Source organism: cf. Phormidesmis sp. LEGE 11477 (assembly GCF_015207105.1).
Taxonomy (GTDB): domain Bacteria; phylum Cyanobacteriota; class Cyanobacteriia; order Phormidesmidales; family Phormidesmidaceae; genus Phormidesmis.
This window is the reverse complement of sequence record NZ_JADEXO010000010.1, coordinates 72,601-87,449: the sequence shown is the minus strand read 5'-3', so window position 1 is coordinate 87,449 and position 14,849 is coordinate 72,601. Positions and strand designations below refer to the sequence as shown.

Annotated in this window: 9 protein-coding genes; all 9 read left to right on the top strand. The window is 51.1% G+C overall.

Features of this window, described 5'->3' with window-relative positions; translation table 11 throughout:
* Positions 1-1,671 (top strand): VgrG-related protein (locus tag IQ256_RS05460; RefSeq protein ID WP_193854536.1); only part of this gene is annotated, 1,671 nt, incomplete at its 5' end.
* Between the two features lie 115 nt (positions 1,672-1,786).
* Entirely contained in the window at positions 1,787-2,179 is a 393-nt protein-coding gene (locus IQ256_RS05455; RefSeq protein WP_193854535.1) for a DUF4280 domain-containing protein, read from the top strand.
* A gap of 128 nt (positions 2,180-2,307) precedes the next feature.
* On the top strand, positions 2,308-2,751 hold the full coding sequence (locus IQ256_RS05450; protein ID WP_193854534.1) for a GPW/gp25 family protein: 444 nt from the start codon (positions 2,308-2,310) through the stop codon (positions 2,749-2,751).
* Positions 2,752-2,760: 9 nt separating this feature from the next.
* A complete protein-coding gene (locus IQ256_RS05445) occupies positions 2,761-4,989 on the top strand; it encodes a putative baseplate assembly protein (protein WP_193854533.1) in 2,229 nt (742 codons plus the stop codon).
* Positions 4,990-6,285, top strand: a complete 1,296-nt coding sequence (locus tag IQ256_RS30295; RefSeq protein WP_370623350.1) for a phage tail protein — start codon at positions 4,990-4,992, stop codon at positions 6,283-6,285.
* Positions 6,286-6,290: 5 nt separating this feature from the next.
* On the top strand, positions 6,291-7,721 hold the full coding sequence (locus IQ256_RS05435; protein ID WP_193854532.1) for a hypothetical protein: 1,431 nt from the start codon (positions 6,291-6,293) through the stop codon (positions 7,719-7,721).
* 12 nt (positions 7,722-7,733) lie between these two features.
* Positions 7,734-10,190: a WD40 repeat domain-containing protein gene (locus tag IQ256_RS05430; RefSeq protein WP_193854531.1), complete on the top strand. Its 2,457-nt coding sequence runs from the start codon at positions 7,734-7,736 to the stop codon at positions 10,188-10,190.
* Positions 10,191-10,202: 12 nt separating this feature from the next.
* Entirely contained in the window at positions 10,203-12,731 is a 2,529-nt protein-coding gene (locus IQ256_RS05425; RefSeq protein ID WP_193854530.1) for a hypothetical protein, read from the top strand.
* Positions 12,732-12,745: 14 nt separating this feature from the next.
* A complete protein-coding gene (locus IQ256_RS05420; RefSeq protein ID WP_193854529.1) occupies positions 12,746-14,761 on the top strand; it encodes a tetratricopeptide repeat protein in 2,016 nt (671 codons plus the stop codon).
* The last annotated feature ends 88 nt before the right edge of the window (positions 14,762-14,849 follow it).

Here is a 14,849-nt window from a genome sequence, read left to right as displayed (position 1 = left end):
TCTACATTCTGGGAGCACGAAAAGCTTTTTGAAATTGGTAAGTCTATCAAAATCAGCTTTAGCTCTAGCGCGACTGCCGCTGCCGAATTTGAAAAGCAAGAGAAAGGCGATATCCTTACAGGAGAGATTACTGCCATTGAGGCTCATTTTACCGCTGGATCGCAAGCACCGATTGTGATTCGTGGCTATGACGCCTCTCATCGAATGCACCGAGGTCGCTTTAACCGTTCTTTTCAAAATATGACCGATAGCGATATCGTTAAAAAAATTGCTGGTGAGGTTGGCATTCCTACTCAGAAAATAGACGATAGCGGCGCGCCCCATGACTACGTGTTTCAACAGAATCAGACCAACATGGATTTTATGCGATCGCGCGCTGCCAGGAATGGGTTTGAGCTGTTTGTACAAGATGGCAAGCTAAACTTTAGAAAGCCAAAAGCCGATGATTCGCTAGAGTTGACCTGGTTAAAGGAACTCAACAGCTTTCAGGTCAAGGTCAGCAGCGCAGAGCAAGTGAGCGATGTCGAAGTACGTGGCTGGGACTACACCAAAAAGCAGGCTTTTGTCGCCCAAAAAAATTCTGCTCAAGTGATAACAGAAAATGAATATGGCCAGGGCAAAGCCACTAGCAACGCCTTTGAAGAAAAGCCCTCAAGCCCAAAGATGATTGTTGTCGACCAGCCCGTCTTTACCCAAAAAGAAGCCGACACCATCGCCCAGGCTCTATGCGACGAACTCAGCGGCGAATTTGTTCAGGCAGACGCTAGCGCCGAAGGCAATCCTAAAATTCGCCCTGGCAAAGTCGTCAAACTGTCGAATATGGGCAAGTATAGCGGTAGCTATTACATCACCGAAGGCCGCCATCTGTTCAGCGAAGGCGTATATACAACAACTTTTAGCGTTAGAGGATTGCGAGGGGGAGACTTATTGTCTATTTTATCTGCGCCTGCTCGACCGCAAGCGGCCCAGACACTTCTAGTCGGTATCGTCACCGAGAATAACGATCCGCAAGGATTTGGCCGAGTGAGAGTGAAATGTCCAACCCTAACCGAAGAGGATGAAAGCAACTGGGCTAGGGTTGTCGGCGCTGGCGCGGGGGCAGGGCGAGGATTTGACTGTCTGCCAGAAATTGACGATGAAGTGCTAGTTGCCTTTGAGCATGGAGACATTCACCGTCCGTATATTTTAGGCGGTGTGTGGAATGGCAAGGACGCACCACCAGAAGTCGTGACCGATGCTGTGGCTGACAGCAAGGTTCGTCTACGCACATTCAAAACGCGCACAGGACACACGCTGCAATTTGTGGAAGAAGATAAAGGAGCTGTCAAACAGGGAATTTCTCTCGTGAGTGTGTACGGCCACGAAATCCGGTTGAATGATTCTGAAAAGTTTATTGAAATAAAAACCAAAGGCGGACACACTTTCAAGATGGAAGATAATTCCAAGAAAATCACTCTAAAATCCACTGGCTCAATTGAGATGAGCGCTCCCCAGAAGATCGGCCTAACGGTCAGCAGTTCACAAGTAGAGCTGACCCCCGCAGGCGTGAGCGTCAAAGGCACTCAGGTAAAAGTGGAAGGAACCGCTCAGGTCAAAATCGAGGGCGGGCTGATTGATGTGATCGCTAAAGGGATTGCAAAAATTCAGGCCGCGATCCTGAAGTTAAATTGAGACCGGCCCGGCGCAGCGCGATCGCGTTGGTCGAACTGCGGATGAACCAAGGAATCTTCATTCTCTCCCTTTCCCCAGAATCGATGACTTTCAAAACCTATGGAGATATAGCGCTATGGCGATTCAAGTTTGTATGGGGGCGACAACGCAATGCACATTTGGCGCGGTGCCAAGTACTTTGACCGTGATTCCTAAAGGGCCGCCCGTGATGGCAGGCGGGCCGCTAGCGGCGACAATTATGGATCATGTGCCGCTAGTCAATATTTTGCCCTTTGGCATGTGTGCCTCGATTGCTAATCCAGCGGTGGCCACGGCAACTACCGCCGCACTAGGTGTCTTGACGCCGATGCCCTGCGTTCCGGTAACGCCTGCTCCCTGGGCACCCGGATCGCCTACGGTATTGATCTACAACTTTCCTGCTCTAAACAACACCTCAAAGTGCCTGTGTACATGGGGCGGCGTCATCTCAATTCTGAATCCGGGTCAAGTGACGGTTCAGATCCCGTAGTCTTGAGCGTGAATGCGGCTTCTAATACTTCTTCTAAAAGAATGACGATTCAAACCCTAACTTTCGGCAAGTAGTGGGGTTTGAATCGCTGGTATAGATTGGGCAGTAATGCTTGCTGATGGGTCGCTATGCCAGATTCTCAATCCGATCTGTTAAAACGTGAAGAAGCCTTTTGGGGAAGAGGGATTGCTTTTCCAATTCGGACGACGGTGCAAGGAGAGCTACAGCTAAGTGCCTACGATGCGAATATCGCTGAGTGTATTCAGCTAATCTTGAGAACGGATTTAGGCGAGCGCCTTTACCGGCCTGACTTTGGCTCTCGTCTATCTGAGCTGGTCTTCGCTCCGCTCAATACTCAAACGCTGCTGCTGCTGCGGCTCTATGTTGAAGAAGCACTCGAAAAATGGGAGCCCCGAATCAATTTGCTGGCGGTGACGACTGACCCTGATCCACAACAGGGCCGGGTAGATGTTTTGATTAGCTATACGCCTAAAGATAGTCCTGATGCACGCAGTTTGGTCTATCCGTTTTATCTCATGCCAGCGTCAGAGCGGGCTTTGAAGGAGGCGTAGAGACTAGCTATGGAGTTTGACTTTTTGCCCAATCTGCCCAAATCCGATCTAGACGATCGCACTTACAAAGATCTAGTAGATGAGTGTATCTTACGCATTCCGCGCTACTGCCCGGAGTGGAGTAACTTCAACCCGTCTGACCCAGGCATTACCCTAATTGAGCTATTTGCCTGGCTAACCGACCAGATGCTGCTGCGCTTTAATCAGGTGCCGAGGCGCAACTATGTAGCCTTTCTAGAGCTGTTAGGAATCCGGCTAAAAGCGCCGACGCCAGCAAAAACTCAAATCACGTTCTATCTCAGCCGTCCGCAAAGTCACGCAGAGCCGATCTTGCCAGTGCTCTCTGGAACAGAAGTTGCAACAGAGCGCACAGAGGCAGACGAGGCGGTGATTTTTAGCACGGATAAGGTGCTGCAAGTGGGCGTACCGCTGATTCGATACTGTCTATCGGCGGAGAATGCCGACGCGGCGGAGACCGATGCGTTATTGCTGCGCGATCGCTTCAATAATGTTTGGACACAAGACGACAGCACCGGGCACTGGTCTGGCCCTGAGCAGTCTATCTTTCAGCCCTACCCCCAGCTAGGCAACTGTCTCTATCTGGTCTTTGACGAAGCTGAGCCGCTAGATGGCAATGTGATCATGCTCAGAATTGAAGGAGAACCTGCCGGATCGACGGGCATTAATCCTGACCATCCGCCTCGCTTTTGGGAAGCTTGGGACGGTCGGCGCTGGCAGTCGGTTTTGCTGGCCGAAGCCGATGACGAAAGCCGAGGCTTTAGCTTTAGCGCGGCAGGGCAGGCCGAAACGGTAGGTACCCAGAAGGCTTCTATTCGTCTGCATTTACCGATTCAGTGGCCAGCTAGAACCACGGGCCGCTATCGAGGGCGCTGGCTGCGCTGCCGATATGCTCAAACAGCGCGATCGCAAGACGAATACAACCGCTCTCCAAAGCTCACTGCCCTGTTTGCCGACGCAGTTGGTGGAACGACGATAGCTAGCCAGTGTACATCGGTGATTGATGAGCTAGTGGGTGAAAGTAATGGTAAGCCAGGGCAAAAAATGCAGCTGCTCTCTGGCGCAATCTTGCCGCGCCACGAGAACGAGTATCTGCTGATCTTACCGCCAGGAGAAGATATAGAACAAAAGTGGATAGAAGTCGAAGATTTCTCCGAGTCTGGGCCAGAAGACCGCCACTATGTACTAGATTCACTGACTGGAGAAATTCAGTTTGGCCCTTCGATTCGTGAGCCGACTCATCTGGCTAGAGAAGTCGAGCTGCGTCGGCAGGTTCAGCAGCTAGAGAGAACCCCCGGTGGGTTAGCGGCTACCAAACTATTAGAAAGACAGCACTGCGCAATTCCACCAAGGGGGGCCGCCGTTCGCATATCCACCTATCGCACCGGGGGCGGCAGGCGCGGCAACGTTCAACCCAGGACAGTTCGTATTCTTAAATCAGCAGTGCCTTACGTGGCTCAGGTGACTAACCTACAGCCAGCGTTTGACGGTGCCGATGCTGAATCTTTGGACGAAGCGGTGATCCGCGTTCCTAGCCTATTGCGAACACGCGATCGCGCCGTTACCCCAGAAGATTTTGAAACGCTGACCGGGCAGGCTGACCGGGCCGTGGCTAGGGCCTATTGCCCCAAAGAACAAGCCAGAGGACAGGTTCGCGTATTAGTCGTGCCTAAAGCAGAGTCTTCTCTGATAGAAGAAGAGCTACTAGGCACCGAGCCAGAACAGTTTCAGCTGACGAAAGCGCTTCGCAAACGGGTATTAGATTTTTTGGATGAGCGGCGGATTTTGGGTATTGAAGTCTTGCTAGAAGAACCCAACTATGTGGGCGTTTCAGTTCAAGCTGAAGTCGGCATTGCGCCTCACTACAGTACGCCTAGGGCGGAGCAGAAGATTCTAACGGAGGTGCGATCGCGTCTCTATCGCTTTCTCCATCCCCTTACTGGCGGCCTAGACCAGACAGGCTGGAAGTTTGGCATGCCCGCCTACAGATCAGACATTATTGGCCTGTTGCAATCTGTACCGGGCGTGCAGTACCTGGGTGCTGTCGAGCTATATGCGCTGCGGCGTCAGGGCGAACTGTGGACAAAGGAAAACGTGAGCAATGGCATCATCGATCCAGGGTCGCTGGGATTGATTTGTTCTTGGTCGGATCTTGCTATTCAATCAGGTCACAATATTCGGCCTGTTCGCAGAAGCGACAATATGCGGGAGAGAGCCTAAGTGAGCCTAACCCAGTCGCTACAGCTACAGCTAACGCCGATGCAGATACCGGACGCCAATCCGGTGAATGTACATTTGGGCTGGGCAGATGGCACTGCTGACGCGAGTATGGCCAGCCGTCAGCTCAAGCTCACGCCCGGTGAACCTAGTGAACTTTCAATAAAAGTAGAAAATACAAGCGATCGCAGCCTATTTATTCGGCTCAGTGCAAACGGTAATTTTCCAGCTATCTGGTGCAAAGAGAAAGTAGAAAGTCCACTAGAAGAGATCGGTCAAACGCTGACTTTCATTCAGACAAACGGACAGTTAGAAGTACGACCAGAGGCACAGCCGGAAGCGCCACGGCCAGAAGAACAACTAGAGCAGCAACTAGAGACTCAATCAAACCAGCAGCTAGAACAGCTAGAACGGCTAGACCGCTCAGTTAAAATCCTCTCTGCTGGGGAAACGCTGCATGCAACCTTTATCTTTGACGTACCCGCAAATTTCTTTGAGGAATCTCAGCCAGTAACGTCTGATCAGCCCAAAATCATCAACTATTCTGGTCAGATACAGCTATACGCCGTCACCTCTAGAACAGAAGCTATGCGGCCTGTTGCAAATACATCGGTTGCAGAGACATTGATGGCGACGCAGTCTTTCACCCTGCATGTCCGACCTAGCAGCCGATATCTCGACTTTCTACCCGATGTCTACAGTGAAATTGATTTTATTGGCCGTCTGCTGAAGATATTCGAGCAGTCTTTTGATCCGAGTGTCCAAACGCTCAGTACGCTTTGGGCCTATCTAGACCCGCTGAGCGCCCCAGAAGCCATGCTTCCTTTCCTCGCGCAGTGGGTAGGCTGGCCGACCGAGACCGCCTGGGGAGTCGATCAGCAGCGCAAACTCATTCGCCGAGCCGTAGAGATCTATCGCTGGCGAGGCACCCGCAAAGGGCTGATGCTCTACCTTCATCTCTACACAGGATTAGGTCAGCCGCCGACGGCTTTATCAACCACCCAAACAGCTGACTTTCTAGAAACAGAGAGTATTACCCAAGAAGGCTATACCCAAGAAGACCAAATACAAGAACAAGAAACGTTAGGAGAAATATCGATAGAAGAAAACTTCAGCCGTGGATTTTTGATCGGGGCCGCTCGCCTGGGTCAAAATGCGATTATCGGCGGCGGACAGCCTTTTCACTTTACGGTCAGGCTGAAAACGCCATACCCGCTCGACCAGCCGCTGATCCACGCCATCATCGCTCAAGAAAAGCCAGCTTTTTGTACGTATGACCTGATTGTTGAAGCGCTCTAAAGACTATGAAACTTTTTCCAACGCCCCCGACTAAATCTTTTGAGCGACTGCACATCACCGATGGGCTGTTGATCACGCCAGAGCACTGGGAGAGCAGTCATGCGTATCACCGTCGGCGTCAAAATTTCCAGTTTCAATCTCTCTATCAGCCGGGTATTGTCTGCGGGCTAGGGGTGAGTATTCTATCGACGCCACCAGATGAGATTGCTGCGCGCGATCGCGATGGCCGCTGGGTAGAGATCAAACCTGGCATTGCCTTTGATGCGGCTGGCAATCCGATTGTGCTCACAGAACCCTTCAGCTATCAGATCAAATCCATTCCATCCGCCGAGCAAAAAACGGTGCTGATCTACCTAGTGGCAAACTATGTCGACCCAGATAACCTGAACTATCCACCCGATCAAGAAACGCTAACCGAAACCTTTCGCATTCGAGAAAAAACAACCATCGAAGACTCAGACGTAGAACTTTGCCGCATCGTTCTCACCGAAAAAGTCAGCGGTAGCGTTCCAAGCTTGAGCTTGACCACCCACTTTCACCAGCCCGATCCCAATACGCTTGACCATCGCTATCGACTCGCCGTTAGACCTCGCCCCCACAAAACTCTTCGAGCTGCTCATATCACTAACGATTCGCCTAAGGATCAAGCCGTATGCAAAGGATTGAACCACCTTCTACAATCGACCGACGCACTGTATCCCACCCTGCAATCTGAAGAAATTCAATCTCTACCGCTAGAGCACCTAACCAAAGAGGAAGCCAAAGAGGAACTGACGGCCTATAGCTTAGTCGTTTGTCCCTATGCCTATATAGATAGCCTAGCTCAGGCCGCTGGTACGCTGAGACAGTATCTAAACGCAGGCGGCGTTCTGTGCTTTTGTATGGACGTTTTGGAAACTAATCTAAAAGATCTACACGCTATTCGCCAAGAGCTATTCGCTGCGCTCTCTGAATTAGAAGCTGACTCAAAAGAGACCCAAAAAACCGCTTTACTCAGCGAGATTGACGCGATCGATAGAGAGATTTCTCTCACGATACAAACCGACCAAAAGGGCATTTTCAACTTAGCCGCTCAAACTAACTTCTCGATTGAAGGCACGGGTGAGTTGGGCAATAGCCATCCTCTACTAACTCAGCCGTTTCTATTTTCTAATCCACCAACTGTCCAACAACAGCCCAGCTATGTTTTCTGTTGGGGCGGCATTGTTTTAATCATCAGCGACTTGATCAATGCGTGGCAGCTAGACCCACAGCTATTTCTGCCCAGGCCCAATATCCGTAGTACCCAAGAGTGGGGCATCAACCTGTATCACTTTGCCTGGCAGCGGCGTCATCTAGCAGCGCTACAGCGTCCGCTGGCCCATCCGCCAAATGACTACCAAAGCGCTCATAAGAACACTCATATTATGCCAAGACGAACTGATGAAAGGAGCTGATAGTGTACGCTGATGGCCGACTATATTTCTACTGAAGTCTCTAGAAACTCGCTAACCTTCGACAAAAGTGCCATAGAAGCGGGCCGAGGGTCTGAGTCTTTTACCATCACAGTCTATAACGACAGCTACAAGAGCAAGAATGATAGCTGCTTTGCCTCTTTTCAGCTCAGCTTGGTTGCGCCGGGGGTTAAGCAAGAGTCCGCAGTAGATTGGTATCGCCTAGTCCCCAATGTTTCTTCTAAAATACCGCCGGGCGATCGCACTCAGTTCAAAGTCGAGATCATCGATATTCCGCCGGTTGGAGAAGACTTTAGAGGAAAGATATATCTAACAGCGCTAGTGTATTCTCCTGAGCTGAGGGACGACGATCGCCAGAGTATTACGCTGAGCATTCCAGGCCAAAATCTCCCAGAAGTTTCTGTTCTAAAAGATCATCTAGACGTCTTACCCAATGAGCAGATTACGGTCGGCGTCAGACTCTCTAATCCTAAGCACGACCCAATCAACTGTGCAGTACAGCTTAGGGGAATTGAGCGCAGCTGGATTACTGATGGCGATATCAAGAAAGCGCGACTAGCGCCTGGTCAAGAACAAACCTTATTATTTACCTGTCAGATTCCAGCGCCAGCACTAATCGCTCAGCGGCAGTATGTGCTTTCATTCGATCTGCTACAGCCAGTTATCAAGAAAGCTGTTGGCAAATCGACGGTGGCCATCCTCCCCGCCGGGCACGTCAACTTTAGCTGCGATCCAACCGAATACTGGATACCTCACCAGCCGAGTCGATGGCTGAACCCTCGTCGTAACGAGGCAGTTATCAACGCTAGTTTTGATAATCAGAGCAACTTGGCGGTAGAAGGCTATGCAACCATTACCCCGCCGACTAAGCGCCGTCGTATTCTCAGCCGATTCTTGAGTAGACGTCGATCTGCTGAGCCGATTCTGGTTGAATCGGTGGCGATGACGCCTATTGTTGCTCCGGTTGTTGCTTCGGTTGTTGCTTCGGCCCAGCCAGTTGCCGATGAATCTGCCTTTGGTGGACATGCTCCTATCGATCCGACTACTGCTACGGCGGCTTCTAGCAGTCTGCTCGAATCAGAGACAGTAGTAGTTCCACCTAATCAAAAGGTAGACCTGCCGATTCTTTTTCAGCAGCGTCTGCCGTGGCTAGGCTGGACGCGAATTCGCCAGTTTGCACTGGAAGCTTTTCTTCTAGAGCCCACAGTAGGATCGAGCATAGGTCTTAGAACAATTGAAGAAACAGCGATAGAAACAGCGACAGAAGCGAGCTCAAGCCTAGAGCTAATAGAACAAAGAACACCGTCAGAAATAGCTTTAGAAAATCCGTCTGCCACTCTGATCGTGCAAATAGCGCCGGTCATTCCCTTTTGGCTACAGCTAGTGGGTGCTTCGGTAGGTGCGCTGGTGCTAGCGATCGCAGCGGTACTATTCACTACAAAAGAACACAGAGCACCAGTCAACGCCGTTCAAATCAATGGACAGGGCACTGAAGTCATTAGCGGATCTACCGATGCAACCCTGCGGCGCTGGCAGATCAAGGGCGATCGCCTAACCTCAGCAGGAACGCTAATCAGAGAAGATAAAGCTATTCGAGCGGCGCTGTACCGTCCGGTTGACAATGACGAGGTCGTCGCAGGCTTCGAGAATGGCCGAATTCAGGTTGCGGATGAATTCTCTGATCGCAGCTCAATTTTTGATGCGGCCAGCGACGATCGTGTCTTTGATATCGCCTTTAGCCGAGATGCAAGACTGTTGTTTAGCGCCCACGGCAGCGGCCAGGTGCATCTGTGGCCGAGCGATCCGAGTACGCGCACCGCTTTTCAAGAAAATCCGCTCAAAAGCATTACCTTTTTAGATGACGATCCGATCACAGCGATCGCGCTCTTAGGGGCTAGCGACAGTCACTTAGCTATCGCTGGTCACTACAATCAGCTAGCAATTGTGGATCTAGAAACCGATAATCAGCAGCTAATCTCGGCCTATGAGCAAGGTGGTCAAACCGATCAAATTTTAGATCTAGCCACCGCTGCGGCCAAGCCCAATCGGCTAATAACCGCCGATTCACAAGGCTACATATCACTGTGGGATATGCGAGCTTGCCTGCAATCTCCGGGTGAGTGCCAACCGATCGATCGCTGGTTGGCACATGACGCTCAGGCAGTGCGGGCGATCGCCTCTAGTCAAGACGGCTGCTATATAGCCAGCGCTGGCGACGATGGTCGCGTCATGCTTTGGCCGCTGCTAACTAGTGGAAAACGTCATCCTCAAGCTTTTGAGGGCCGCCCCTTACGGCAAAGTTCTCAGACGGTAAACGCAGTCGATATCATTCAGCAGCGCCACAGACTACATGTCGTCAGCGGTGGCGACGACCATCAAGTCAGACTCAATACGCTGCGCCTATCGGGTAATACTCAGTCCTTTCGTCAATGCGCTTACACAGGAAGATAGGAGATAGAAGATATGACAGCACTTTTGCCAATAACTAACCCCTTCACCGTTGTTCTCACCTCATCGGGTGACGATGTTGTCAGACCAGGAGAAACGTTTACCCTAGGGGTGACCATTCAAAACGATGGCGGTAGCAGTGCGATCGCCCACGCTAGAATCAATGCAGACTCGCCTCTTTTGTCTGACTGGTGCGAATCAATGCAGGCACAGCTAGCGCTAGAGAGTAATCGCAGCGGTGAACTCTCGTTTCAATTTAGAGTGCCGTTAGACGCTTTTCCACAGCAGCTAAAGTATGAGCTAATTGTTGATTCAGAGGCATATGTGAATGCTTCTCCTGTTCGCTATCGACAGTCTTTGCACATACTGCCAGCCGAGCAAAGCACCGTAGAAGCAAGCGATCCGGTCTTCTATCTAGAGCCTCAGACCACGACGCAGCGGCCAGCAATCGTTCAACCAATTGGCGGCCTGCCGGTACAGATTTGGGTGGAGAATCGATCTAACCGGGTAGACCGATTTCGACTGAGCTGTCTGGGATTGCCAACCGACTGGGAGGTTTCCATTGACTATCCCAAAGACTATCAGGGCATTGGACTGGTTCGAGACGCTAATAGTCTAGGTCTTAACCCAGGGGCAAAAGGGCAAATTCTGTTGATGATCAAACCCTCGGCCAATGCGATCGCCCAGGTGTATATTCCGACTATTCGACTGCGATCGCAAAACAACCCTACGCTCAATCTTCTAGAACTGCTGTATCTACAGATCAGCCCGACTTATCTACTGCAGTCAACGCTGCAAATTTTGCGTAACCGAGTAGGCAATCAAACCGCACTTTTCGAGCTACAGCTAATCAACTCTGGTAATACCTACAGAGAGCTACAGCTAGAAGTCGAAAACCTCGACGACTCAGAAATCTGCCAGTATGCGCTAGAGCCTGAATACATTAGAGTCGAGCCATTTAGCACTCGTCAAGTATTGCTAAAAGCACAGCCTCAGGGAAGGTGGAAGCGTCCCTTTTATGGGGGCGGACGCCTACTCAACTTTAGAGTCAAATTGCGAGATACTGACAATCATCCGCTGCTGACGCCCCTATTACCTGGAAACCTCTCTTGGTTACCGCGTCCGTGGTGGCAGCTTCTCCTTTGTGTTTTAGCTGCATTGGGGCTGATTGGACTCAGCGCGTGGTTGATTTGGTGGCGATTTTTTCGCATACCGCCCGCGCCCGCAATTCTAGAGTTTTCGGTCGCAGATACTGAATATCAGCAGGCTAACAATGATTTTGCTAGGGTCAACTGGCAAATTGATAATTCGCAGCGGATAGAACAAATAGAACTCACTGGCTATAGCGAAAGCGGTGAAATTCTTAGCGGCCCGCTCACCTATAGCTTTACAGACGAAACCATACCCGCTGAGCTAGCCTCATTTTGCAATCAACAAGAGAGACTTTTGCGCTGTAGCAACGTTCGTACAGACGCGAGCAGACCCGGCGAATATACCTTTGAGCTCAGCCTAAAATCAAAAGATAGAAGACAAAAAGAGCTGATTACTCAAAGAACAAATGTAGTGAACATCCTGCCCATTGCGCCGACCCCCTTCCCGCAGGTTACTGACTTCTTGGCGTCTGAGAATCGATATCTAGAAGCAGCGGCGACGACAGATGATGCAGTTGCTCTGGATCTTCCAATTGTTGATCGTAATGGGATTTTGCTGAACTGGCGAGTCGAGCTAGCCAATAATCTACAGGCGCTCCAGCTAACAGGACGCACGGAGGAAGGAGACTCTATCGGCAATATTGTCTACCAAGTCGAACAGACAGAGGCGGGGCCAGACATTCCCAAACTGTCAAAAAGCTGTCAATTTGGTGCTAGCGAAATTGTTTGTGAAAACGTGCCGACCGAGTTGACCGCAGTTGGTAGCTATCAGTTTGAGCTGTTGGCGATTCCGATCGATGGCGATCGCACCGATGAAAACCCATCAGAGAATCCAGCATCAGCCGCAAATCAAGCCGAGCAGCCAGCGCCCGCTGCTACCGAAACCATCACAATTCAACCACTCACCCCAGTGATTCAGCTATTTGTCGATTCACAGCCCGCCGCCGCGAAATACGTCATTCCGATCGATTCAGCCAATCTGTTCTTTCCACTATCGTGGGCTGTTGATGGCGGTTCAACCACTCAGGTGGAACTGTTGCCTTCTCCTGGCGCTGTTCCGCCTAGCGGGCAGCTAACCATTCCCCTCAAGCCAGAATCCGGTAGTACGACAATCACCTTGCAGGCAGAAAACGCGGCAGGTGAGTCTGTCTCTCAATCGATTGTGGTCGAAACCTACGATCCCACGCAGCCAGCCACGCCGGAAGAGATTGCGGCTACTGCTGCTGCCGCCGCTGCTAGTGCCACTACAACAGCAATCACAGAAGCGAACCAGGCAGAGGCAAACCAGAACAATGGCTCTATGGGCTCTTCTGGTCAAAATGCTGGTAGCCGCCGATCTACAGGCCAGAGCGATCGCCTCTCGCCTTCGGGTCGACCGCCTCGATTTAACTAAGATTCAGCTAAAAGATGACTCAGGAAGTTGGAGCAAAGGTCAGGAAGGTAGGTGATTCGACGATGACAGTTTGGAGAAAACTAGCGATCGCATCGGCAATCGGGCTGTGGCAGCTATCGAGCCCTGTCTGGGCGCAGGCAGGGCTCGTAGAGATTGAAGACTTCGACTACTGGCAGTCTTTGTGCAGCTTGCAGATATCAGCAGCAGACTATGAAGCGGCGCTAGTCGCCTGTGAGCGCTCGATTGCCCTCAGACCTAGAGAGGCGGCTCAATGGGCTATTCACAGTGAGATTTTATTAAATCTAGAGCGGTATCCAGAAGCGATCGCCTCTGCTCAAAGAGCGTTAGCCATCGATCCGCAAAATACGTCGGCGCTGACCTATCAGTGTTTGGCTCACAGCGCACTTCAACAAAATCAAATCGCTATTGACCTTTGCGACCAAGCACTCGCGCTAGAAACTGTTGAAGAAATGCCTGGCTCCGCAGAGGCTCTACGCTACCAGGGTAATGCGCTAGAGCAAGCCGAACGCTACGGAGAAGCCCTATCTATTTACGAAGGCGTCCTGACTTTGGCACCAGACGATCCGCAGACGCTGACGTTTAAATGTCGCACTCAAATTGAGCTGCAACAATATGCAGAAGCTATCGAAAGCTGTCAGCAGGCAATTGCAGCAATCGATCTAGAAGAAAGTACAGAAGAAAATCTAGAAAATAGCTCAGAAGTAGAGAATTTAGAAGAAAGCTCGGAGACCCCGGAAGAAACTTCGGCAGAAGCAGCTGTACAGGAGGATTTAGAAACGGAGAGCCTAGAGACGGAGGACTCGGAAGATATTCAGGCAAACGGCACAGAAAACAACACCGAAGACAGCTCAGAGAGTACTCCGCAGAATGAACAGCAGCAGGCTGATATTAGAGGACTCGCTCTCTTATATCAGGGTGTCGCTCACGCTCGTCTAAGACAGTATGCTCAGGCTGTTCAATCCTACGATGCAGCGCTGTCTATCGATCCACGAAACGCCGAAGTTTGGACACTGCAGGGCCGAGCGCTAGCAAAACAAGAACAGTTTGTCGCGGCGCTCACTTCCTACACGCGCGCCGTAGAGATCTTGCCAAATTCTTCTCGGGCTTTACTCGGTCAGTGTATCGCCTTCAATCAGCTAGCCCAGTACGAGAGCGCAGCCACCGCCTGTCAGCAGGCAATTCAAGGCGATGCCCTATGGTGGGAATCTGGTGAGGCCGAAGCCTGGAATCAAAGCGGCCAGGCACTGGCGGGACAGGGCAACTACGAAGCAGGCTTAGCGGCAGCTAGTCGAGCAATTGGAATACGGCCTGGTTACGCAGAGGCTTGGAGTAATCAGAGCGTGCTCTATTGGTATGTGGGCAATTTACGAGAAGATGTGCATGTAGCTGTAGAAGAGTACATACGGGCGATCGCAGCCGCAGAGCAAGCTTTAGAACTACAGAGCCAAAGCGCGATCGCACTAGAAGAAACTGCATTAGAAGAAATCGCTCGCATTCAAGCAAACCTTGGGCGCTACCATCTCACGCTAGGACAGATCTACACCGATCTAAGCTCTGTTGAAACAGCAAGAAATCACTTCCATCTCGCTTTAAGCGCCTACAGCGCTGCCTTGGCACAACTCCCTGAAGATGCAGATGCCTGGGTAAATAGCAGCGTAGCACTATGGTCTCTAGGCAAATTCGATAGGGCCTATCAAGCTGCAAACCAGGCCGTGGCCCTCGATCCGAACTTGGTTGAAGCGTGGCAAACGCAAGCAGTCGTGCTAGTGGCCCTAGAGCAATACGAGCTAGCTTTGAGCAGCTACCGGATAGCGCTGGATTTAGATATGGAGAATGCCGATATCTGGGCGGCGATCGGCGTAGTCAGCTTGCAGTTGCAGACCCCAGAAGCCCAAGCGGAAGGCATTGCCGCTTTGAACCGGGCTATACAGCTCAACCCGACGCAGGCGATCGCCCTCAAAACACTAGCCATCATCGAAGCCCAATCAGAAACCGAAACCGAAATTTAGAATCGCGGGGACATCTCAAAAATAGTAACGCCCATTTCTAGCGCGGTTTTTTGATTCAATTGATAGGGAGACGTAATCTATAAGACGG

Bases quoted from the DNA above. Each gene is read 5' to 3' on its own strand.
- IQ256_RS05455 (WP_193854535.1), top strand. From the start codon at position 1,787: ATGGCGATTCAAGTTTGTATGGGGGCGACAACGCAATGCACATTTGGC.
- IQ256_RS05450 (WP_193854534.1), top strand. From the start codon at position 2,308: ATGCCAGATTCTCAATCCGATCTGTTAAAACGTGAAGAAGCCTTTTGG.
- IQ256_RS05445 (WP_193854533.1), top strand. From the start codon at position 2,761: ATGGAGTTTGACTTTTTGCCCAATCTGCCCAAATCCGATCTAGACGAT.
- IQ256_RS05435 (WP_193854532.1), top strand. From the start codon at position 6,291: ATGAAACTTTTTCCAACGCCCCCGACTAAATCTTTTGAGCGACTGCAC.
- IQ256_RS05430 (WP_193854531.1), top strand. From the start codon at position 7,734: ATGGCCGACTATATTTCTACTGAAGTCTCTAGAAACTCGCTAACCTTC.
- IQ256_RS05425 (WP_193854530.1), top strand. From the start codon at position 10,203: ATGACAGCACTTTTGCCAATAACTAACCCCTTCACCGTTGTTCTCACC.
- IQ256_RS05420 (WP_193854529.1), top strand. From the start codon at position 12,746: ATGACTCAGGAAGTTGGAGCAAAGGTCAGGAAGGTAGGTGATTCGACG.